Raw genomic sequence first — 21,106 nt, 5'->3', positions numbered from 1 at the left:
CCGCATACGGGCGCCGGGCCCGCCCGGACGCATTTCGGGCACCGGCGCCTGAAGGGAGCCCCTATCTGAAGGGAGCCCTTAGAAGAACACCCCGCACCGCAACAGCACGTTCGCGTAAGGCCGCGCCTCACCTGTCCGTACGACCAACCGCGCGCCCGCCGTCAACCGCTTCAGCTCCTCATGCGGCACATGGCTCAGCCCCGGCACGCGCCCCGCGAGCAGCCGTGCCGTCTCCGGGTTGGCGTCCCGGACCTCGTCGGCGGCCGTTCCGCCCTCGATCACCAGCTCGTCGATGAGCCCGTCCAGGACCTCCGCGAAGGACGGCACCCCGGCCCGGAAGGACAGGTCGACCACGCGCGGCCCGTCCGGTATCGGCATGCCCGCGTCGCAGACGAGGACCCCGTCGCCGTGGCCCAACTCGGCCAGGGCGCCCGCCAGTTGACGGTTCAGGATGCCTGAGCGCTTCACTTGAAGTCCCCCGCGTTCTTCGCCGTGACGACCTTGACCGCCACCTTCACCTCGCCCGGCACATCCTTGCCCTGCGCCGCGCGCACCGCGTTGATCACCGCGATCCGCCCGAGCTCGGCGGGCTGCTGCGCGACCGAGGCGTACAGCGTGCCCTGCTCGACCGCCTTGATCCCGTCGGGCGTGCCGTCGAAGCCGACCACGGTCACCGACTTGCCGGCCTTCGCGCCGAGCGCCTTGACCGCGCCGAGCGCCATCTCGTCGTTCTCGGCGAAGACCCCGTCGACGTCGGGGTGCGACTGCATCAGGTTGGTCATCACGTCCAGGCCCTTGGTGCGGTCGAAGTCCGCGGGCTGCTTGGCGACCACCTTGATGCCCGGGTACGCCTTGATGCCCTCGGCGAAGCCCTTGCCGCGCTCCCGGCTCGCGGAGGCACCCGGGGTGCCCTGCAGCGTGACGACCGTGCCCTTGCCGCCGAGCTTCTCCGCCAGCGCCTTGGCGGCCTGCTTGCCGCCCTCGACGTTGTCGGACGCGACGAATGTGGTCGTCTCCGCCTTGTTGACCCCGCGGTCGGCCGCGATCACCGGGATGTCGGCCTTGTTGGCGGCCCGTACGGACGGACCCACGGCATCCGAGTCCACCGGGTTCACCACGATCGACTGCACGCCCGCGCCGGCGAAGTTCTGCAGCTGGTTGGCCTGCTGGGACGGGTCGTTCTGCGCGTCCGTGACCGTCAGTTCGACGCCCCTGCGCTCCGCCTCGGCCTGGGCGCCCTCCTTCATCTGTACGAAGAACGGGTTGTTGAGCGTCGACAGGGACATGCCGATCTTCGTCGTCGTACCGGCGGGACCGGAGTTGAACAGCGACATCGCGCCGAGCACCGCGGCCACCACGACCGCCGCGAGCGCCAGCCTGAACGCGCCCCGCCTGCCGCCCGCACCGCCGCTCGCACCACCGGCGCCCGCGCCCGCGGCACCGCCCGAGCCGCCGCCGACCTTGCGCCGCACCGTGTCGAGGAGCACCGCGAGGGCGATCACGACACCGATCACGACCTGCTGCCAGAACGCCGACACGGACAGGAGGTTGAGCCCGTTGCGCAGCACCGCGAGGATCAGCGCGCCGATCAGCGTGCCGGACGCCTTGCCGACACCGCCCGCGAGGCTCGCGCCACCGATCACCACGGCCGCGATGGCGTCCAGCTCGTACCCCTGCGCGGCCTGCGGCTGTGCCGAGACCAGACGGGAGGCGAGAACGATGCCCGCGACGGCGGCGAAGAGACCCGAAAGGGCGTAGATCACGAGCTTCTGCCGCGGCACCCGCAGCCCGGAGAGCCGCGCGGCCTCCTCGTTGCCGCCGATCGCGTACATCGAGCGGCCGATGAACGTACGCCCCAGGATCAGAGCCGTGACAAGCCCCGCCGCGATCATCACGAGCACGGGCACCGGCAGCCAGCCGCCGAGGGTGTCACCGAGCACGGACACCGAGTCGGGGAACGGGATCGGGCTGCCCTGCGAGACGACCAGGGACAGACCGCGGCCGATCGACAGCATCGCCAACGTCGCGATGAACGGCGGGAGTTTGCCGTACGCGACGAGCGCGCCGTTCACCAGACCGCAGCCGATACCCGTGGCCACGGCGAGCAGCACCGCGATCCACACCGGCACCCCCTGCGAGGTGGCCGTCCAGGCGAGGACGGTGGCCGACAGGGCCGCCACCGAACCTACCGACAGGTCGATGCCCGCCGCGACGATCACGAATGTCACACCGAACGCGAGGATCGCCGTCACGGCGGCCTGCACGCCGACGTTCAGGAGGTTCTGGGCGGTCAGGAAGTTGCCGGAGAGCGACGACATCGCCACCACCAGAACGATCAGCGCGGTCAGGGCGCCGTTGTCGAGCAGGAAGCGGCGGACTGTCCTGGCGCCGCCCGCGCCCGTCTTGCTCTGGAGCGTGTCAGCGGCCATCGGAGTCCTCCACTGCGTCGTCGTGGTTCTTGTCGTCGTGGTTCTTCATGAGGCCAACGTCGGCGGCCTGCGGGGCGGAGACCGCCAGGGCCATCACGGCGTCCTGGCTCGCCTCTTCGGCGCTCAGCTCGCCCGCGATCCGGCCCTGCGCCATCACCAGGACCCGGTCGCTCATGCCGAGCACCTCCGGCAGGTCGCTGGAGATCATCAGGACGGCGTGGCCGGACGCGGTCAGCTCGTTGATCAGCTGGTAGATCTCGACCTTCGCGCCCACGTCGATGCCGCGCGTCGGCTCGTCCAGGATCAGCACCCGGGACTTGGCGAGCAGCCACTTCCCGATGACGACCTTCTGCTGGTTGCCGCCCGACAGGGTCCGCACATGCTGGTCGATCCCCGCCATCCGCACGCCCAGCTGCCCGGCGACTTCGACGGCCGCGGCCCGCTGCCCCTTCAGGTCCACGAGGCCCGCGCGCGTGGCCGCGCGCAGCGTGACCAGGCCCAGGTTCTCCTGCACGGACGCGTCCAGGACGAGTCCCTGGCCCTTGCGGTCCTCCGGTACGAGGCCGATGCCGGCGCCCATCGCGGCGTTCACGTCGTGCCGGGGCAGCCGCTCGCCGTGCACGTCCACCCGGCCGCCGTCGTACGGGTCGGCGCCGAACACCGCCCGCGCCACCTCCGTACGACCGGCGCCGACGAGCCCGGCGAGGCCCACGACCTCACCCGCGCGCACCTCGAAGCTGACGTCATGGAACACGCCGTTCCGGGTCAGCCCGCGGACCGACAGCAACGGCCGCTCCCCGTCCGCCTCCTGGACCGGGCCACGCTCGCGTGGGTACTGCTGCTCGATGCTCCGGCCCACCATGAGGCGTACGAGCTCGTCCTCGGGCGTGGACGCGGGCACCTGGTCGACGCTGCGGCCGTCGCGCAGCACCGTGACGCGGTCGCCGAGCGCGGCGATCTCCTCCAGGTGGTGGGTGATGAACACGATGCCGACGCCGTCCTCGCGGAGCCTGCGCACGATCGCGAACAGCTTGTCCACCTCCTCGGAGGTGAGCACGGCCGTCGGCTCGTCCATGATCAGGACGCGGGCGTCCAGGCTCAGCGCCTTGGCGATCTCCACCATCTGCAGCCGGGCGATGCCCAGTTCCCGCACGCGGGCGCGCGGCGCCACGTCGACGCCGACCCGCTTCAGGAGTCCGGCCGCGTCCGCCTCCATCTTCTTCCGGTCCACCAGACCGAAGCGGCGCGGCTGGCGGCCCAGGAAGATGTTCTCGGCGACCGTCAGATCGGGCACCAGGTTGAACTCCTGGTAGATCGTGGCGATCCCGAGCGCCTCCGCGTCCTGCGCGCCGTGGATGCGCACGTCACGCCCGTCGGCGAGGATGCGGCCGCTGTCCGGCCGGTACGCGCCCGACAGCATCTTGATCAGCGTGCTCTTGCCGGCCCCGTTCTCGCCGAGCAGCACATGCACCTCACCGCGGCGCAGGTCGAAGTCGACGGAGTCGAGCGCTACGACGCCGGGAAAGGTCTTGCGTATCCCTTCGATACGCAGCAACTCGTCCGGATGACTCACGGGTTGCTCCTCGGTCGGGGACGGGACGGATGTGCCGCCGCGGTGGCCGGTGCGCCGCAGGAGCGGCGTACGACGAGCCGCGCGGGCAGCGTCACGGACCGCGCGGGGCGGCCCTCGATCAGGGCGGCGAGCGCACGCACGGCGGCGCGGCCGAGCTCGCCGGTGGGCTGCGCGATCGCCGTGACTGGCGGGTCGGTGTGCACGAACCACGGGATGTCGTCGAACGCGGCAAGCGCGATGTCATCGGGTAGGTGCAGCCCGCGGGCCCGGATCGCGTCGAGTGCGCCCAGGGCCATCAAGTTGTCGGCGGCGAAGACCACTTCGGGCGGTTCGGGCAGCGCGAGGAACGCCTCGGTGACGCGGCGTCCGCTCTCCGCCTGGAAGTCGCCCTGGCCCACGTACTCCTCGGGCAGTTCGAGCCCGTACTCGCCGAGCGCCGCGCGGAACGCGTCGACGCGCTCGCTGCCGGTCGTGGTGGCGGCCGGGCCCGCGATGATGGCGAGCCTGCGGTGGCCGAGACCGTGCAGGTGGGCGACCAGGTCACGGACGGCGGCGCGGCCGTCGGCCCGTACGACCGGCACGTCCACGCCCGGAATCCAGCGGTCCACGAACACGGTCGGCGTGCCGGCCCGCGCCGCGTCGAGCAGCTGGGGGGAGCCGCCGTCGGTGGGGGAGACGAGCAGGCCGTCGATGCGGCGGTCGAGCAGGGTGCGCACGTGGTCGTCCTGGAGCCGCGGGGATTCGTCGGCGTTGCCGATGATCACGCTGTACCCGAGGGCTCGTGCCTGCTCCTCGACGGAGCGGGCCAGCTCGGTGAAGTACGGGTTCATCACGTCGCTGATGATCAGGCCGAGGGTGCGGGTCTGGGCGGTGCGCAGGGAGCGGGCGACGGCGTTCGGGCGGTACCCGAGCCGGTCCACGGCGGCGAGCACCCGCGCGTGGGCGTCCGCGCTGACGGAGGGGTGCGCGTTGAGCACGCGCGAGACCGTGGCGACGGACACGCCCGCCGCGGCCGCGACATCCTTGATGCCCGCCATCCCGGGATCACCTCTTCGCGCTCGGGGCCACCTCTTCGTGGCTCCGTGGAATCGATTACACGGAGGATTGGAAACGATTACACGGGGGTGGGGCAAGGGGGTGCGGGGGAGCGAGATTCAATCGTGATGTGGGTGGTGCGGGGGCTTGGGTCGACCGTTCCGCACCGTCGTACGGGGCTCGGTTCCCGGGGCTGCGCCCCGGACCCCGGCTGGGGCTGCGCCCCGGACCCCGGCTGGGGCTGCGCCCCCGGACCCGGCCTGGGGCTGCGCCCCCGGACCCCCATCGGCCTGCGGCCTCGTCCTCAAGTGCCGGACGGGCTGATCTTTGGCCTGCGGCCTTGTCCTCAGGCGCCGGACCGGCTGGATGACCGGCCTGCGGCCTCGTCCCGGCGCCGGACCGGCTGGATTGGCATCCCCTCTGTCCTCAACTGCCCACCCGCGAGGCGTGATTGACCCCGACGTTACGTCAGGCCGCATAGTCCGTGGCATGGAGGAGTAGGAGCACCTGATCGTGGGGCGCCTGGCCGAATTGGCTCGGGTGACCGTTCGTACGCTGCATCACTGCGACGAGATCGGCCTCGTGCAGCCGTCCACGCGCACCCCCGCCGCATCCGGTCCGGCGGTGCCGGACACCGCGCATGCGCCACTCGCGGCGCGGATGCGCGGACCGTACCGTCGGGCCGGAGGTCCAGCGGCGGGCGGTGGACGGGCTTCGCGAGGACCCTTCCCCGGGCCGGTGGGCCGAGCGCGACGGCGACCTCCTCGCCCTCGACGCGGCGGAGTTCGGCCTCCGCCTCCTCGTTGGCTGAACCGCCGCCCCGCCGACTTCTCACCCTCCCTCAGGCCCCCAGCCGAACCCCGCTCTCCTCCATCCGTTCCGCGACCAGTTGGAACAGTCGCGCTTCGTTGCCGGCCATGCCCGCTGCCCGCAGGGCGCGGTCGGTCTCGGCCATGGGTTCGTGGAGGAGGGGTGGCGCGCCTGTGGGGTGCGACGTGTCGTCGAGCGTCGCGCGCACCCCCCTCACGAGCCTCACGTACGCCTGCACTGCCGCAAGTTCCAGGTCCGTCATCGTCCGTCTCCTCCTCTGAGCGTCGGACTCCCCAGTCTTGCGTGCACCACTGACAACGGGCGCGATCACTACTGTCGGTGTCGCCGCGAGTTGAGCAGTGTTGAACGTCCAAGCATGGGCTCTGGCCAGCGGGAACGTAGGGAGAGCCGAATTCGGTTGCCCTCGCGCGCGCCGTGACCGAAACATGAACGATATGAACGCTACGAACGCCATGAACCCCACGAACCCCACGCCGGATCACTCGACGACCGCCCCGACCGCCCCGACCGCCGCCGAGACCGCCGCCGACTTCGCCGTGCGCGTCGTCCGGGTCGAGGAGTGGGCCGCCGCCAAGGAAATCCGACTGGCCGCACTGCGCGATCCACTCGCCCCCATCGCGTTCATGGAGACCCGCGAGCAGGCCGAGGCACGGCCCGAGGCGTTCTGGAAGGACCGCGCCGCGCGGGGAGCCGTGGGCGGACCGAACCGCCAGTTCGTGGCCGTGAGCCCCAAGCACCCCGAGAGCCGTGAGACCCCCGAGCGCTCCCAGAGGCCCGGCAGCGGCTTCGCCGGCACCGTCACCGTGATCGTGGAGGAGCCCGGCACCGAGGACTTCATGGGGGAGCGCATCATCGAGCGGCAGGCGCACCTCGTCGCCGTGTTCGTGCGTCCCGAGCACCGGGGTGGACGGGTCGCGGCCGACCTGTTCCGGGCCGCCGTCGGCTGGGCCCGCGCGCAGGACGGCGTGCGGCGCGTGCGGCTGCTCGTGCACGTCGACAACGAGCGGGCGCTGGCGTTCTACCGCAAGGCCGGGTTCGTACGGGTGCGGGAGCTGGGGGAGGAGTGCGAGCTGGAGTACCGGCCGAGGCAGGACGAGAGGGGCTGACCCTTTCGGTCATCAACTCGGCAATCAGCTCGGCAAGCAGCTCGCAATCAGCCACCCTTGCAGCTGGTTCTGACGGGTTCTTGCAGCCGACTTGCAGAGCTGGATCCCGCGTCCGACGCCGTGGCCTCGTAGGGCAGGGGCGGGCAAATCGGTGTAACGGGCGCAGTCGACCACCGCTTCTTGCGGAAATTTCTCGCAAGGTCTTTCGGCCGCTTTTCATCGCTGTTACGTTCCTGGCAACCCGGCCCGCCGCGTCCAGTGCGGCTCTCAGGAGATGCCCGGAGGTGCCCGCCTCCGGGTGGTCTCTGCCTGTTCCGGGATCAGTTGAAGGAGTTCACATGCGGCGTGGCATAGCGGCGACCGGCCTGATCGCGGCCCTGGCCCTGACGGCGACGGCCTGCGGCGGCGAGGACACCACCCAGAGCGGCGGCAAGGGCGGCAAGCTCTCCGGCACCGTCACCTTCTGGGACACCTCGAACGACGCCGAGAAGGCGACGTACGAGAAACTCGCCAAGGGCTTCGAGAAGCTGCACCCCGGGGTGAAGGTGCGCTACGTCAACGTGCCGTTCGGCGAGGCCAACGCCAAGTTCAAGAACGCGGCCGGCGGCAACTCCGGCGCCCCCGACGTGATGCGCACCGAGGTCGCCTGGACCCAGGACTTCGCCTCGCTCGGCTACCTCGCGCCGCTCGACGACACCGTCGCGCTCGACAATGAGGGCGACTACCTGAAGCAGGCCGCGGCCAGCACCAAGTACCAGGGCAAGACCTACGCCGCGCCGCAGACCATCGACACGCTCGCCCTCTTCTACAACAAGAAGCTGCTGAAGAAGGCCGGCGTGGGCGTGCCGTCCTCCGTCGACGACATCAAGTCCGCCGCGAAGAAGATCAAGTCGAAGACCGGCGCGACCGCCCTCTACCTGCGCGGCGACGACCCGTACTACTACCTCCCGTACCTCTACGGCGAGGGCGGCGACCTGCTCGACGTCAAGAACAAGAAGATCACCGTCGACGACGCGGAGGGCGCCGACGCGTTCGCCGTGATGAAGGACCTCGTCGACTCCGGGGCGGCCGTCACCGACGCCAGCGACGGGTACAACAACCAGCTCAACGCCTTCAAGGACGGCGACGTCGCCATGGCCCTCGACGGCCCCTGGTCGATCGAAGGCGTCCTGCAGGGCAAGGAGTTCAAGGACGACAAGGGCAACCTCGGCGTCGCCCCCGTGCCCGCCGGCACCTCCGGCGGCCAGGGCTCCCCGCAGGGCGGCTGGAACCTCGCCGCGTACGCCGGGTCGAAGAACCTCGACGCGTCCTACGCGTTCATCAGGTACATGAGCTCCGCGAAGGTGCAGCAGCAGACCACCGAGAAGCTCAGCCTGCTGCCCACCCGCACCTCGGTCTACGAGCAGCCGTCCGTCAAGGACAACCAGATGGTGCAGTTCTTCAAGCCCGCCGTCGAGAAGTCCGTCGAGCGGCCGTGGATCCCCCAGAGCAACTCCCTGTTCGAGCCGATCCGCCTGCAGATGGAGAAGGTTCTCAGCGGCAGGGTCTCGCCCGCCGAGGGCGCCAAGGGCGTCGGCGACGCGTACCGCAAGCTCCTCAAGGACTACAAGTAGCCCTCCCCGTACCGCAGATCGTGAAGAACAGGAGGGCGGAGCGCCCCATGGCTGTCGACACCGGCCGGCCCGTGGTGCGGGCCGCGGACGCGAAGCGCGTCCGCGGCCGCGGCCACGGCGACGCGAAGAACGGCGACCCGAAGAACCCCGGCGGCAGGAACCAGGGACGGCTGCGCCGCTCCCTCGCCACCCACTGGTACGCCTGGTGCATGGTCGCCCCCGTGGTGGCCGTCATCGGCGTGATCGTCGGATACCCGCTGGTCCGCGGCATCTACCTGTCCACGACGAACGCCACCGAGGCCAACGTCGAACGGCACATCGGCGTCAACCACATCCCCGCCACCTACGAGTCCGTCGGCCTCGACAACTACACCGCGATCCTCACCGACGGGGTGTTCTGGGACCGGCTCGGCTGGACCGTGGTGTGGACGGTGTCCTGTGTCGCCCTGTCCTTCGCGCTGGGCCTGGCCCTCGCCACCATGCTCAACCGCAAGCTGGCCGGCCGCTCCTTCTACCGGATGGCGCTGATCCTGCCCTGGGCCGTCCCGGCGTTCGTGTCCGTCTTCACCTGGCGGCTGCTCTTCAACGAGAAGAACGGCATCCTCAACCAGCTCCTCGCCGGCGGCGGCATCGACGCGATCCCGTGGCTCAACGACCCCACCTGGGCGAAGCTCTCGGTCATCACGGTGAACGTGTGGCTGGGCGTGCCGTTCATGCTCGTCGCGATGCTCGGCGGACTCCAGTCCATCCCCGGTGAGCTGTACGAGGCCGCAGAGATGGACGGGGCGGGCCCCTGGCAGCGGTTCCGGCACATCACCCTGCCCGGCCTGCGCACCGTCGGCAGCACCGTGGTCCTCATCAGCGGCATCTGGACGTTCAACATGTTCCCGGTGATCTTCCTGCTGACCCGGGGCGGGCCCGGCGACGCCACCGAGATCCTGGTGACGTACGCCTATCGCCTGTCGTTCGTCGTCAGCCCAAGGGACTTCTCCGGATCGGCCGCCTGGGGCGTGCTCATCCTGCTGCTCCTGTCGTTCTTCGCGGTGATCTACCGCCGCGCCCTCCGCAAGCAGGGAGAGGTGTGGTGACCTCGATGACCACGCATGTCCAGACCGAACTCGACGATCCCGTACGGAAGTTCAGGCCGCGCGGCGAGCGCGGGCCGCTGGCCTCCGTCGTCCTGCACGTGTCGTTGCTGATCGCCTCGGCCGTCGCCGTACTGCCGCCGATGTGGCTGCTCGTGACGTCGTTCAAGCCGAAGAGCGAGGCGTTCTCCACCGCCCTGGTGAAGGACTTCACCCTCGGCAACTACGACCACGTACTGAACGACACCCACTTCCTCAGCTGGCTCGGCAACTCCCTGCTCGTCGTCGGACTGACCACCGTCATCGGCGTGTTCATCTCCGCGACCACCGGATATGCCGTCTCCCGCTTCAAGTTCCCCGGCATGCGCCCGCTGATGTGGCTGCTCCTGATCACGCAGATGTTCCCCGTGGCCGTACTGATCGTGCCGCTGTACAACCTGCTCGCCGGCCTCGGACTGCTCAACCAGCCCGTCGGCCTCGTCATCACGTATCTGACGATCGCCGTGCCGTTCTGCGCCTGGATGATGAAGGGGTACTTCGACTCCATCCCCGTGGAGATCGACGAGGCGGGGCGCGTCGACGGCCTCAACCCCTTCGGCACGTTCTGGCGGCTGATCGTGCCGCTCGCCAAGCCGGGCCTCGCCGTCACCGGGTTCTACAGCTTCATCACCGGCTGGGCGGAGGTCGCGTACGCCTCCGCGTTCATGACCGGCGAGGAGAACCTGACGCTCGCGGGCGGCCTGCAGACCTTCGTCAACCAGTACACCAGCGACTGGGGTTCGCTGACCGCGGCGGCCGTCATCGTGGCCGTGCCCGCGGCGGTGATCTTCGGATTCGCGCAGCGGCACCTCGTCTCCGGACTCACGGCGGGCGCGATGAAGTCCTGAGCACCACCATCAGGACGCCGCCGCACCGCCCACCCCACACGAACCCAGGGAAGACATGACCCAGCACCTCGCTGCCCCCACCGAGCCCGGGACCGCCGGTGCCCAGCACTCCGACTGGTGGCGCCACGCCGTCATCTACCAGGTGTACCCGCGCAGCTTCGCCGACGGCGACGGCGACGGCATGGGCGACCTCGCCGGAATCCGCGCCCGCCTGCCGCACCTGCGCGACCTCGGCGTCGACGCCGTCTGGCTCAGCCCGTTCTACGCGTCCCCGCAGGCCGACGGCGGCTACGACGTCGCCGACTACCGCACCATCGACCCGATGTTCGGCGACCTCCTCGACGCCGACGCGCTGCTCCGCGAGGCCCACGCCCTCGGCCTGCGCGTCCTCGTCGACCTGGTGCCCAACCACTCCTCCGACCGGCACGAGTGGTTCCGGCGCGCCCTCGCCGAAGGCCCAGGATCACCGCTGCGCGAGCGCTACCACTTCCGGCCCGGCAAGGGCGCCGACGGTCAACTCCCGCCCAACGACTGGGAGTCCATCTTCGGCGGCCCCGCCTGGACCCGGGTGCCGGACGGCGAGTGGTACCTGCACCTGTTCGCGCCCGAGCAGCCCGACTTCAACTGGGAACACCCCGCCGTACGCGACGAGTTCCGCTCCATCCTGCGGTTCTGGCTCGACATGGGCGTCGACGGATTCCGTGTCGACGTCGCCCACGGCCTGGTCAAGGCGGAGGGGCTGCCCGACATCGGCAGCGGCGACCAGCTGAAGCTGCTCGGCAACGACCGGATGCCGTTCTTCGACCAGGACGGCGTGCACGAGATCTACCGCAGCTGGCGCACCGTCCTCGCCGAGTACGCGGGGGACCGCGTCCTCGTAGCCGAAGCCTGGACGCCCACCGTGGAGCGCACCGCGAACTACGTCCGGCCCGACGAGATGCACCAGGCCTTCAACTTCCAGTATCTGGGAGCCGGTTGGGACGCGGCCGAGCTGCGCAACGTCATCGACGGCTCGCTCGCCGCGATGCGTCCCGTCGGCGCCCCCACCACCTGGGTGCTCTCCAACCACGACGTGACCCGGCACGCCACCCGCCTCGCCAACCCGCCCGGTGGCGGCACCCAGCTGCGCACCCCCGGCGACCGCGCGCTCGGCCTGCGCCGCGCCCGCGCCGCCACCCTCCTGATGCTGGCCCTGCCCGGCTCCGCCTACCTGTACCAGGGCGAGGAGCTCGGCCTGCCCGACGTCACCGACCTGCCCGACGAGGTGCGCCAGGACCCGTCGTTCCACCGCGCCGACGGCCAGGACGGCTTCCGCGACGGCTGCCGGGTGCCCATCCCGTGGACCGTCGAGGGCTCCTCGTACGGCTTCGGGGCCGGGGGCAGCTGGCTGCCGCAGCCGGACGGCTGGGGCGAGCTGAGCGTCGAGGCGCAGACCGGCGACCCGGGCTCCACCCTGGAGCTGTACCGCGGCGCGCTCGCCGTGCGCCGCGCGCGGCCGGGCCTCGGCGCCGGCGAGTCGGTCCAGTGGCTCGACACGCCCGAGGGTGTCCTGGCCTTCGCGCGGCCGGGCTTCGTGTGCACGGTCAACACCACGGGCGCGGCCGTACGGCTGCCCGCGCCCGGCCAAGTCCTGCTCGCCAGCGCCGAGTTGGGGCAGGTGTCCGACGAGGTGCTGCTGCCCGCCGACACCACCGTCTGGTGGGCGGTGTGACCCTGTCGAGGGAGGCGGTCGCCGCCCGGCCCGCCGCGCCGCGGCTCGCCGACATCGCCGTGCAGGCGGGCGTCAGCGAGGCCACGGCGAGCCGGGTGCTCAACGGCCGCGCGGGCGTCGCCGCCGCCACCCGGCACCGTGTCCTCGCCGCCCTCGACGTCCTCGGCTACGAGCGGCCCGTACGCCTGAAGCGCCGCAGCGCGGGCCTGGTGGGACTGGTGATCCCCGAGCTGACCAACCCCATCTTCCCGGCGTTCGCGCAGGTCATCGAGCAGGTCCTGGCCGGGCACGGCTACACGCCGATGCTCTGCACGCAGATGCCGGGCGGCGCCACCGAGGACGAGCTGGTCGGTCATCTTCAGGCGCGGGGCGTCAGCGGCATCGTGTTCATGTCGGGCCTGCACGCCGACACGTCCGCCGATCCGACGCGCTACCGCGAACTGGTGCAGCGCGGCACGCCGTTCGTCCTCATCAACGGCTTCAACGAGCAGATCCCGGTCTCCTGCGTCTCCTCCGACGACCACTCGGCGGTGCGCATGGCGGTACGGCACCTCGTCGACCTCGGCCACGAACGCATCGGCCTCGCGGTGGGCCCGACCCGGTACGTGCCGTCGCGGCGCAAGGCGGAGGGCTTCGCGGCCGCGCTGCACGACCTGCTCGACCTCGGCCCCGAACAGGCCGAACTCCTCGTGGAGCGCACCCTGTTCACCGTCGAGGGCGGCCAGGCCGCCGCGGCCGCGCTGCTCGACCGGGGCTGTACGGCGATGGTGTGCGGCAGCGACCTGATGGCGCTCGGCGCGGTCCGTACGGTGCGCGAGCGCGGGCTCTCCGTGCCGGGGGACGTGTCGGTGGTGGGCTTCGACGACTCGCCGCTGATCCCGTTCACCGACCCGCCGCTGACCACGGTGCGCCAGCCGGTGCAGGCGATGGCGACGGCGGCGGTCGGGGCGCTGCTTGAGGAGATCGACGGAAACCCGGTGCAGCGCACCGAGTTCGTGTTCCAGCCGGAGTTGGTCGTACGTGGTTCCACGGCGGCCCGCTCCCGGTCCTGACCCAACTCCTGAAGTCCCAGGCGCGCGGCCTCGGCTGAGCGAGGCGCGCGCCCCACAGACCGGCCGCCCGGCCCATCCATGTCCCCGCACGCCGGGCGGCCGCCCACCCCTGGAGGAGATTCCCGTGACCGGCTCACCCCGTCGCCGCACCGCCGTGGCCGTCGCCCTCGCCCTGCTCGCCACGGCCGCGCCCCTCACCCTGACCGCGAGCGCCACACCGCGCGTCGCTCCCGCCGCGGTGGCCGACGCCGCGGTGGCCGACGCCGCACCTCTCGACGTGACGAAGTCCAGGGCGCAGTGGATCGGCCGCGACACGCTCGCCTGGAAGCCGACGGGCCCGGCGGACGGTGCCGTCCACGCCATCCGGTACGCACCCGACGGCGGCCTCACCGTCAAGGACGGCGCGCTCGAAGGCGAGGCCGAGCGCCTGCGCCTCACTCCCGTCGACGGCGGTCTGACGGACGCCCAACGCGCCAAGTACCCGCACCTGAAGGGCTATGCGGCGTTCCGCGTCGACCCGCGCGACCGTGACCGCGTACGCGAGGCGCTCACCGGCCAGCTCGTCGCCACCCGGCACGCCGCCGACGGCACCCTCGTCGCCGCGACCGGCGTGCAGACCCAGGGCGTCCTCGACGACCTCTACAGCGCCCGCGCCACCAGGGCCACGCTCGGCCCGAGCTTCGCGGCCGGGCGCACCACCCTCGCCGTCTGGGCGCCCACCGCACAGCAGGTCTCCCTGGAGATCGGCGGGCGTACGGTCCCGATGCGCCGCGACGCCGACTCCGGCGTGTGGACGGCCAGGGGGCCCGCGAGCTGGACAGGCCAGGCCTACCGATACGTGGTCCAGGTGTGGGCACCCAGCGTCCAGAAGGTCGTCACCAACAAGGTCACCGACCCGTACTCCACGGCCCTCACCGCCGACTCCGAGCGCAGCCTCGCCGTCGACCTGAACGACCCGAAGCTCGCCCCGAAGGGCTGGAGCACCCTGCGCAAACCCGCCGCCGCACCGGCCCGCGAGGCGCAGATCCAGGAACTGCACATCCGCGACTTCTCCGTCGACGACCCCACCTCCGAACACCCCGGCCAGTACCTGGCGTTCACGGACCGCGACTCCGACGGCATGAAGCACCTGCGCGAACTCGCCCGCGCCGGCACCTCGTACGTCCACCTCCTGCCCGCTTTCGACATCGGCACGATCCCCGAGCGCAAGGACCAACAGGCCACGCCGGACTGCGATCTGGAGTCGTACGCGCCCGACTCCGAGGCCCAGCAGAAGTGCGTCACCGACACCGCCGGGCAGGACGCGTACAACTGGGGCTACGACCCGCTGCACTACACCGTCCCCGAGGGCTCGTACGCGACCGAGCCCGACGGCACCCGCCGCACCGTCGAGTTCCGGCAGATGGTGCAGGCCCTCAACGGCTCCGGTCTGCGCACCGTGATGGACGTCGTCTACAACCACACCGTCGCGAGCGGCCAGGCCGACAAGTCCGTCCTCGACAAGATCGTGCCCGGCTACTACCAGCGCCTCCTGGCCGACGGCACCGTCGCCACCTCCACCTGCTGCGCCAACACCGCACCCGAGAACGCCATGATGGGCAAGCTCGTCGTGGACTCGCTCGTGACCTGGGCGAAGCAGTACAAGGTCGACGGCTTCCGCTTCGACCTCATGGGCCACCACCCGAAGGCCAACATCCTGGCCGTCCGCAAGGCCCTCGACGCGCTCACCCTCGCGAAGGACGGCGTCGACGGCAAGAAGATCCTGCTCTACGGCGAGGGCTGGAACTTCGGCGAGATCGCCGACGACGCCCGCTTCGAGCAGGCCACCCAGAAGAACATGGCCGGCACCGGCATCGCCACGTTCTCCGACCGGGCCCGGGACGCGGTGCGCGGCGGCGGCCCCTTCGACGAGGACCCCGGCGTGCAGGGCTTCGCCAGCGGCCTGTTCACCGACCCCAACTCCTCGAAGGCGAACGGCACTCCGGCCGAGCAGAAGGCCCGCCTGCTGCACTACCAGGACCTCATCAAGGTAGGCCTGACCGGCAACCTCGCCGGCTACACCTTCACCGATTCCTCAGGCCGTACGGTCAAGGGCTCCGAGGTCGACTACAACGGCGCCCCCGCGGGCTACGCGGCCGCCCCTGGCGACGCGCTGGCCTACGCCGACGCGCACGACAACGAGACCCTGTACGACGCGCTCGCCTTCAAGCTCCCCGCGTCGACGAGCCCCGCCGACCGCGCCCGCATGCAGGTCCTCGCGATGGCCACGGCCGCACTCTCGCAGGGCCCGGCCCTCTCCCAGGCGGGCACGGACCTGCTCCGCTCCAAGTCCCTGGACCGCAACTCGTACGACAGCGGCGACTGGTTCAACGCCCTGCACTGGGACTGCCGCGACGGCAACGGCTTTGGGCGCGGACTGCCGCCCGCCGCGGACAACGAGGACAAGTGGCCGTACGCCCGGCCACTGCTCGGCGCGACCGCGGCTCCGGGGTGCGAGGAGATCAACGGCACGTCCGCCGCGTACCAGGATCTCCTGAAGATCCGCAGCACGGAACCGGAGTTCACGCTCGCGACGACGGCCGACGTGCAGAAGGCGCTGGCCTTCCCGCTGTCCGGCACGGCCGCCGAGACCCCGGGTGTCATCACGATGACCCTCGGCGACCTGGTGGTGGTCTTCAACGCCACCCCGCAGGAGCAGCAGCAGCGCGTGGAGGCCGCACGGGGAACCTCGTACGGACTCCACTCCGTGCAGGCGTCCGGCGCGGACCGGACCGTCAAGTCCTCGCGCTACGAGCCGAGTTCGGGCACGTTCACGGTGCCCGGGAGGACGGTGGCGGTGTTCCAATCCAGCCCGTCCGGCGCCTGAGGACGAGCCCGCAGGGCGACTGCGGTGCCCGTTCCGACGGCGCCGGACGGGGCCGGAACCTACTGCTCCGCGCAGGCCAGCCGGACGCACACCGCCAGCGCGACGATGGCCTCCTCCAGCTCGGCGAGGCCCGGGTAGCTGGGCGCGATCCGGATGGTGCTGTCCTGCGGGTCACGCCCGTACGGATGCGACGCCCCGGCCGGGGTCAGCGCGACCCCGGCCTCACCGGCGAGGCGTACGACCTCACGGGCGCGGCCCTCACGCACGTCGAGCGTGACGAAGTACCCGCCCTGCGGCCGCGACCACGTCGCCAGGTCCGTGCCGCCGAGCTCGCGCTCCAGGATCCGATCGACCAGGTCGAACTTGGGGCGAAGGAGTTCCCGGTGCCGGGCCATGTGCGCCCGTACGCCGTCGGTGTCCCCAAGGACGCGCACATGCCGCAGCTGGTTCAGCTTGTCCGGGCCGATGGTGCGCTTCGCGGCGTGCTTCAGGAACCACTCCACGTTCGCGGGCGACGAACCGAAGAACGCGACGCCCGCACCGGCGAACGTGATCTTCGACGTGGAGCCGAAGACGAACGCCCGGTCCGGGTGGCTCGCGTCGGCGCAGGCCGCGAGCAGGTCGGCGACCTCCACCTCCTCCTCGGTCAGGTGGTGCATCGCGTACGCGTTGTCCCAGAAGATCCGGAAGTCCGGCGCGGCCGTCTCCATCTCGGCGAGCCGGCGCACGGTCGCCTCGCTGAACGTGATGCCCGACGGGTTGCTGTACTTCGGCACGCACCAGATGCCCTTGATCCGCGGATCGCCCCCGGCCAGCTCGGCCACCACGTCCATGTCGGGGCCCTCGGGCGTCATCGGCACCGGGATCATCTCGATGCCGAACCGCTCGCACAGCGCGAAGTGCCGGTCGTACCCGGGCACCGGACACAGGAACGCGATGTCCGCCTCGTCGGCCCAGCGCCGCTCCGCTCCCGGCAGCACGCTCAGCAGCGCGTGCACGATCGTGTCGTGCATCAGGGCCAGGCTGGAGTTGTCCATCGCCACCAGCTGGCCGGCCGGCACCTGCAGCGGCCCGCTGAATATCTCCCGCAGCTCGGGCAGCCCGTGAAGGCCGCCGTAGTTCCGGCAGTCGGTGCCGTCGGCCGCCTTGTGGTCGGACAGGTCGCAGGAGAGCAGCGCTCCCGCCAGGTCCAACTGGAGCGGGTCGGGCTTGCCGCGGGTGAGGTTCAGCGAGAGTGAGCGGTCGAGCAGGGCCGCGTAGTCGGCGGCGGCCTGCTCGCGGTCGATGGCCGGGCTGCTGGACTGCGGGAGCGTGGACATGTGCTGCTTCCCTCCGGGGTCGGCTTGCGGCGCGAACGATACCGGCCACCCACCCGGTCATGACCAGGCCGTTTCTCACTTACTGAGATAGGTGTCCGGAGCCTGGACCGGGGCCGCCCGCGCTCAGCCGCCGCCCACCGGGCCTCCGCACACCTGGCCGAGAAGCGAGCCGGGCGGCCACGCGATCGGCGAGAATGCCCGCCGCACGCTCAACTCCACCGGAAGGCACGCCACATGACGGCACCCCGCCCGACGACGGCACCGATCCCGCCGAGCCCCGACTTCGCCACCCCCGTCGACGACCGGTACTACGAGGACTACGTCCCCGGCGCCACGTACACCTTCGGTCGCATCACGCTCAGTGAGGAGGAGATCGTCGGCTTCGCCCGCCGTTTCGACCCGCAGAGCTTCCACACCGAACCGGAGGCCGCAGGACACGGCCCGTTCAAGGGCCTGATCGCGAGCGGCTGGCACACCACGGCCGTGATGATGCGGCTGTACGCCGACCACTTCGTGAGCGGGGTCGCGAGCCTGGGGTCCCCGGGCGTCGACGAGCTGCGCTGGGTCCGCCCGGTGCGGCCCGGCGACGCCCTCGCCATCCGTACGACGATCCTCGACGCCCGCGTCTCCCGCTCCAAGCCGGACCGCGGCCTGGTGCACACCCGCATCGAAGTCCTCAACCAGCGCGACGAGCCCGTCCTCACCGTCACGGCCGTGAACCTGTTCCGGCGCCGCCCGGACGCGGCTGCCTGAACCCTCCGGGCGACCCGCACGCAGGTCGGCGCAGGACGAGTCCCGCCCAGGCGTCTACGCGGGCACGCCGGGCGGCACCCATGCCGCCCGGCGTGAACCCGGCTTCAACGGCGACGGCTACGAGGACTTCCCGTACGGTCAGCTCTCCGCGCCGGCCTTCCGACGCCGTACGACGAACACCGCACCCGCGCCCAGCGCGACCGCGCCCGCACCCGCGAGGGCGAGCGGCAGCGTGCCCGAGGAGGCGCCCGTCTCGGCCAGGCCGCCCCGGGGCCCGTCCCCGGCCCCCTCCCCGGCCTCGTCCTTCGCCTCGGCCGGTGCACCCGCGCCGCCCTGCGCGGACGTGCCGCCGTCCGCGTCCGTGCCGGGCTTGCCCGCGCCGGGACGCTCGTCGTCACCGCTGCCGGGCTTGCCGGGCTTCGCGTCGTCCACGTCGCCGGGCTCGCTGCCCGCGGGCAGCACCTCGAAGTCGTAGCGCTTCATCGGGCCGAGCACACACGGCTTGTACGCGTCGAAGGCATCGGCGGCGAACAGCGCGAACCCGTCGGCGTTCTTCGCCCCCTGACCCTGCCCCAGACCCTCCGGGGCGACGGTGAGCCGCATCTTCACGTCGCTGCGCGCACCCGGCTTCAACTCGCCGACACGGCCCAGGTGTTCGGCACCCTCGTCCGGGTCGAGGGCGTGCCATCCGGAGCCGTCCGACCACTCGACCTTCAGCGCCTCGTCGCGGCCGTTCTTCAGGTGCACGCCCACCAGCGGGTCGACGCTCAGCGTGCGCGTACCGCCGTTGGTGATGCGGAACGTGAAGTCGACGGTCTCGCCCGCCACCACCTTCGACGGCAGCCCCACGGCGACCGACGTCAGCGCGTCGTCGCGCACGCACGCGCGGGCGTCCGCCAACGCCTTGTCGGCGGCCTCCTTGGCCTCGCGCGCCTCGGCCAGCGCCTTCTTCACCAGGTGGTACGCGCGGAACGCCGCCACCCGCGCGTCGTCGAACTCCGTACGGGCGGCCTTCGCCTTCTCCTGCGCCGACTCCAGCGCCGCGACGGCCTCCGTCAGCGCGGTCTCCGCCGCGTCGAGGGCCTTCTGCGCCTCCGCCTTCTCGGCGTCGGTCCCGGCGGCCGCCAGCGCGGCCTTCGCGTCGGTCACGTCCCGGTCGGCCGCGCCCTTGGCGTCGGCGGCGTCATCCGCGGCCTGCTCGGCCTTCAGCACGGCTGACTTCAACGGGTGCGAGTCGGAGTCCAGCGCCTCCAGCGTCGCCTCCAGCTTCGTGCGGCCCTCGCTCTCGGCCGCGACGGCGTCGTCGTACGTCTTCTTCGCCTCGTCAGCCGCCTTCTGCAACTCCGCGTACGTCGGAACGCTCTGCTGGTCGGCGGTGCGGGTGGCGGCAACGTCCTGTGCAGTGGCCGGAGTTGCCGCCACGAGGAGTACCGGCGTGGTCACGGCGGCCACGACGGCGGTGGCGAGGGCACGGTTGAGCGTCACAGGAGACCTTCCTGGTCGAGGAGAGGGCCGGTGGGGCGGCGAAAGTGGGTTGAGTTTAGGGCGGTGCATGTCCACTCCGACCTGGGATTTCCGCCGCCGCTCGGGCCGTCGGCGGCTGGGGTGTACCGCGAATCGGGCATAGCCGGAAGGTTGTGCACGGTGCAGGCGGCTCTTCTGTGACTCATGCCATAGGGCGGGTGGCGCCTGCGGGTTGGTGTGCTGCTGTCCGGAGGGGGTTGCGGGGGTGTTCGCGTGGTACGCCGCAGGCGCCTCGCGTTGCACGCCTCAGGCGGCTCAACCCTCAACTCCCGCACCGCGCAAGGGTGAGGTAATGGCGGATCTGTGGACGATGGGCGTATCCGCGTGAGTAGCATCCGCACACGTCTCCAACAACCCGACGAAAGGATGCCGTTGTGTCTGACGACCATCTCACCTCCTCGGTCCAGGACCGGTACGCCCCGCAGTTCGCACAGGAGCTGGCCCGTAACGAGCAGGAGCAGAAGGAGCTTGAGGCGCGCCTTGGCCAACTCCGCGACGACCACACGGCGTTGAGCGGCATGCTCGCCGCGCTCGGCCACGGAACCACGGCCGAGTCCGAGCCCGCCGCCACCACTGTGACCGTCGCCGACGAGGCGAGGACCGCGGGCGACTCGCTGCCGAGGCAGCGCCGCCCTCGCAAGAAGCCGGCCTCGACGGGCACGGCCGCCGCAAAGCCGAAGCGTACGAAGAAGGCCGCGCCCAAGGCCGGAGATCAGGCCCAGGGTGCAACCAAGGCCGAAGAAGAGGCCAAGGCGGCGGCCAAGCCCTCAGCAAACGCCAAGCGCTCCGCCAAGCCCTCAGCAAACGCCAAGCGCTCCACCGAGCCCTCAGCAAACGCCAAGCGCTCCGCCAAGCCTTCAGCAAACCCCAAGGCCACTGTCCGCAGCGCCGCCAAGGCCAAGAAGAACGGCACAGTCCGCACCCCCGGTGGCCCCACCCTGCAGGACGTCATCGCCGGTCTGCTCGGTGGCCACGCCCCGGAGCGCCGCACGGTGCGGGAGATCTTCGACGAGCTGAAGCAGAAGCACCCCGAGCGCGCCTCCAGTACCCAGTCCGTGCGCAACGCCCTCAACGGCCTGCTGCGCAAGGGCGCCATCGAGCGCGAGGAGAAGCAGGGCGCCGTCTGGTTCGGCACTCCCACTGCCGACGCCACCGCAACTCCGGCCGACACGGCGACTCCCGCAGCCGCCGCCGGCCCGGCCGACACCGCGACTTCAGCGGCCGCCGCAACCCCCGCCGCCGAGCCGACCGAGGAGAAGTCCAAGGCCGCCGCGGAGGCCTGACACGTACGACGTCGGGCCGTGCTGGCGAGCAGCACGGTC

General features: G+C 71.4%; 17 protein-coding genes and 1 pseudogene. 11 read left to right on the top strand and 7 right to left on the bottom strand.

The genetic code is table 11. From position 1 onward, the window contains the following. Positions 1-78: 78 nt before the first annotated feature. Genes rbsD through QIS99_RS01770 form a run of 4 tightly spaced genes read right to left on the bottom strand, consistent with a single transcriptional unit; the run spans position 79 to position 5,039 of the window. Positions 79-468 (bottom strand): D-ribose pyranase, encoded by a 390-nt coding sequence (gene rbsD, locus QIS99_RS01785; RefSeq protein ID WP_282509606.1) that lies wholly within the window; start codon positions 466-468, stop codon positions 79-81. Continuing rightward, positions 465-2,429 carry an ABC transporter permease/substrate-binding protein gene (locus QIS99_RS01780; RefSeq protein WP_282509604.1) on the bottom strand — a complete coding sequence of 655 codons (1,965 nt, stop codon included), beginning with the start codon at positions 2,427-2,429 and terminating at the stop codon, positions 465-467. The genes rbsD and QIS99_RS01780 overlap by 4 nt, the downstream gene beginning before the upstream one ends. Further along, on the bottom strand, positions 2,419-4,002 hold the full coding sequence (locus tag QIS99_RS01775) for a sugar ABC transporter ATP-binding protein (protein WP_282509602.1): 1,584 nt from the start codon (positions 4,000-4,002) through the stop codon (positions 2,419-2,421). The genes QIS99_RS01780 and QIS99_RS01775 overlap by 11 nt, the downstream gene beginning before the upstream one ends. Then, positions 3,999-5,039 (bottom strand): LacI family DNA-binding transcriptional regulator, encoded by a 1,041-nt coding sequence (locus QIS99_RS01770; protein ID WP_282509600.1) that lies wholly within the window; start codon positions 5,037-5,039, stop codon positions 3,999-4,001. Before QIS99_RS01770 ends, QIS99_RS01775 begins: the two co-directional genes overlap by 4 nt. Before the next feature lie 511 nt (positions 5,040-5,550). On the opposite strand from QIS99_RS01770, the pseudogene QIS99_RS01765 reads away from it, so the two are divergent. Further along, positions 5,551-5,631: pseudogene (locus tag QIS99_RS01765) on the top strand (MerR family DNA-binding transcriptional regulator); the annotation flags it as partial. Positions 5,632-5,677: 46 nt separating this feature from the next. Continuing rightward, positions 5,678-5,848, top strand: a complete 171-nt coding sequence (locus QIS99_RS01760) for a hypothetical protein (RefSeq protein ID WP_408909460.1) — start codon at positions 5,678-5,680, stop codon at positions 5,846-5,848. 30 nt (positions 5,849-5,878) lie between these two features. Here the strand turns inward: QIS99_RS01760 and QIS99_RS01755 are convergent, their stop codons facing one another. Further along, entirely contained in the window at positions 5,879-6,109 is a 231-nt protein-coding gene (locus tag QIS99_RS01755; protein ID WP_282509598.1) for a hypothetical protein, read from the bottom strand. Positions 6,110-6,302: 193 nt separating this feature from the next. Between QIS99_RS01755 and QIS99_RS01750 the strand changes: the two genes are divergently transcribed. The 7 genes from QIS99_RS01750 (at position 6,303) to pulA (ending at position 16,188) form a co-directional block, all read left to right on the top strand. Then, positions 6,303-6,974, top strand: coding sequence for a GNAT family N-acetyltransferase (locus tag QIS99_RS01750; RefSeq protein WP_282509596.1), 672 nt, complete (start codon positions 6,303-6,305; stop codon positions 6,972-6,974). A gap of 338 nt (positions 6,975-7,312) precedes the next feature. After that, positions 7,313-8,587 carry an extracellular solute-binding protein gene (locus QIS99_RS01745; protein ID WP_282509594.1) on the top strand — a complete coding sequence of 425 codons (1,275 nt, stop codon included), beginning with the start codon at positions 7,313-7,315 and terminating at the stop codon, positions 8,585-8,587. Between the two features lie 47 nt (positions 8,588-8,634). Continuing rightward, positions 8,635-9,675, top strand: coding sequence for a carbohydrate ABC transporter permease (locus QIS99_RS01740; RefSeq protein ID WP_282509593.1), 1,041 nt, complete (start codon positions 8,635-8,637; stop codon positions 9,673-9,675). Positions 9,676-9,680: 5 nt separating this feature from the next. Then, complete coding sequence (locus QIS99_RS01735) at positions 9,681-10,559, top strand: sugar ABC transporter permease (RefSeq protein WP_282509592.1); 879 nt, start codon at positions 9,681-9,683, stop codon at positions 10,557-10,559. Positions 10,560-10,614: 55 nt separating this feature from the next. Further along, a complete protein-coding gene (locus tag QIS99_RS01730; RefSeq protein WP_282509591.1) occupies positions 10,615-12,270 on the top strand; it encodes a glycoside hydrolase family 13 protein in 1,656 nt (551 codons plus the stop codon). Next, complete coding sequence (locus tag QIS99_RS01725; protein ID WP_282509589.1) at positions 12,258-13,322, top strand: LacI family DNA-binding transcriptional regulator; 1,065 nt, start codon at positions 12,258-12,260, stop codon at positions 13,320-13,322. The genes QIS99_RS01730 and QIS99_RS01725 overlap by 13 nt, the downstream gene beginning before the upstream one ends. A gap of 118 nt (positions 13,323-13,440) precedes the next feature. Beyond that, positions 13,441-16,188 (top strand): pullulanase-type alpha-1,6-glucosidase, encoded by a 2,748-nt coding sequence (pulA, locus tag QIS99_RS01720; RefSeq protein ID WP_349017264.1) that lies wholly within the window; start codon positions 13,441-13,443, stop codon positions 16,186-16,188. 59 nt (positions 16,189-16,247) lie between these two features. Here pulA and QIS99_RS01715 read toward each other — a convergent pair whose 3' ends face one another. After that, positions 16,248-17,507, bottom strand: a complete 1,260-nt coding sequence (locus QIS99_RS01715; RefSeq protein WP_282509588.1) for an aminotransferase class I/II-fold pyridoxal phosphate-dependent enzyme — start codon at positions 17,505-17,507, stop codon at positions 16,248-16,250. A 234-nt stretch (positions 17,508-17,741) separates the two neighbouring features. Between QIS99_RS01715 and QIS99_RS01710 the strand changes: the two genes are divergently transcribed. Beyond that, complete coding sequence (locus QIS99_RS01710) at positions 17,742-18,260, top strand: MaoC family dehydratase (RefSeq protein WP_282509586.1); 519 nt, start codon at positions 17,742-17,744, stop codon at positions 18,258-18,260. A gap of 138 nt (positions 18,261-18,398) precedes the next feature. Here the strand turns inward: QIS99_RS01710 and QIS99_RS01705 are convergent, their stop codons facing one another. Next, complete coding sequence (locus QIS99_RS01705; protein ID WP_282509584.1) at positions 18,399-19,745, bottom strand: LPXTG cell wall anchor domain-containing protein; 1,347 nt, start codon at positions 19,743-19,745, stop codon at positions 18,399-18,401. 413 nt (positions 19,746-20,158) lie between these two features. Between QIS99_RS01705 and QIS99_RS01700 the strand changes: the two genes are divergently transcribed. After that, positions 20,159-21,067: a hypothetical protein gene (locus QIS99_RS01700; protein WP_282509582.1), complete on the top strand. Its 909-nt coding sequence runs from the start codon at positions 20,159-20,161 to the stop codon at positions 21,065-21,067. The last annotated feature ends 39 nt before the right edge of the window (positions 21,068-21,106 follow it).

The organism is Streptomyces solicavernae (assembly GCF_029968095.1).
GTDB lineage: Bacteria > Actinomycetota > Actinomycetes > Streptomycetales > Streptomycetaceae > Streptomyces > Streptomyces solicavernae.
This window is presented reverse-complemented; position numbering and strand designations above follow the sequence as displayed.

What these genes read in the sequence shown, in the direction of transcription:
- QIS99_RS01780 (WP_282509604.1), bottom strand. Translation starts at nt 2,429, where the DNA reads ATGGCCGCTGACACGCTCCAGAGCAAGACGGGCGCGGGCGGCGCCAGG.
- QIS99_RS01770 (WP_282509600.1), bottom strand. Translation starts at nt 5,039, where the DNA reads ATGGCGGGCATCAAGGATGTCGCGGCCGCGGCGGGCGTGTCCGTCGCC.
- QIS99_RS01760 (WP_408909460.1), top strand. Translation starts at nt 5,678, where the DNA reads ATGCGCCACTCGCGGCGCGGATGCGCGGACCGTACCGTCGGGCCGGAG.
- QIS99_RS01755 (WP_282509598.1), bottom strand. Translation starts at nt 6,109, where the DNA reads ATGACGGACCTGGAACTTGCGGCAGTGCAGGCGTACGTGAGGCTCGTG.
- QIS99_RS01750 (WP_282509596.1), top strand. Translation starts at nt 6,303, where the DNA reads ATGAACGCTACGAACGCCATGAACCCCACGAACCCCACGCCGGATCAC.
- QIS99_RS01745 (WP_282509594.1), top strand. Translation starts at nt 7,313, where the DNA reads ATGCGGCGTGGCATAGCGGCGACCGGCCTGATCGCGGCCCTGGCCCTG.
- QIS99_RS01740 (WP_282509593.1), top strand. Translation starts at nt 8,635, where the DNA reads ATGGCTGTCGACACCGGCCGGCCCGTGGTGCGGGCCGCGGACGCGAAG.
- QIS99_RS01735 (WP_282509592.1), top strand. Translation starts at nt 9,681, where the DNA reads ATGACCACGCATGTCCAGACCGAACTCGACGATCCCGTACGGAAGTTC.
- QIS99_RS01730 (WP_282509591.1), top strand. Translation starts at nt 10,615, where the DNA reads ATGACCCAGCACCTCGCTGCCCCCACCGAGCCCGGGACCGCCGGTGCC.
- QIS99_RS01715 (WP_282509588.1), bottom strand. Translation starts at nt 17,507, where the DNA reads ATGTCCACGCTCCCGCAGTCCAGCAGCCCGGCCATCGACCGCGAGCAG.
- QIS99_RS01710 (WP_282509586.1), top strand. Translation starts at nt 17,742, where the DNA reads ATGACGGCACCCCGCCCGACGACGGCACCGATCCCGCCGAGCCCCGAC.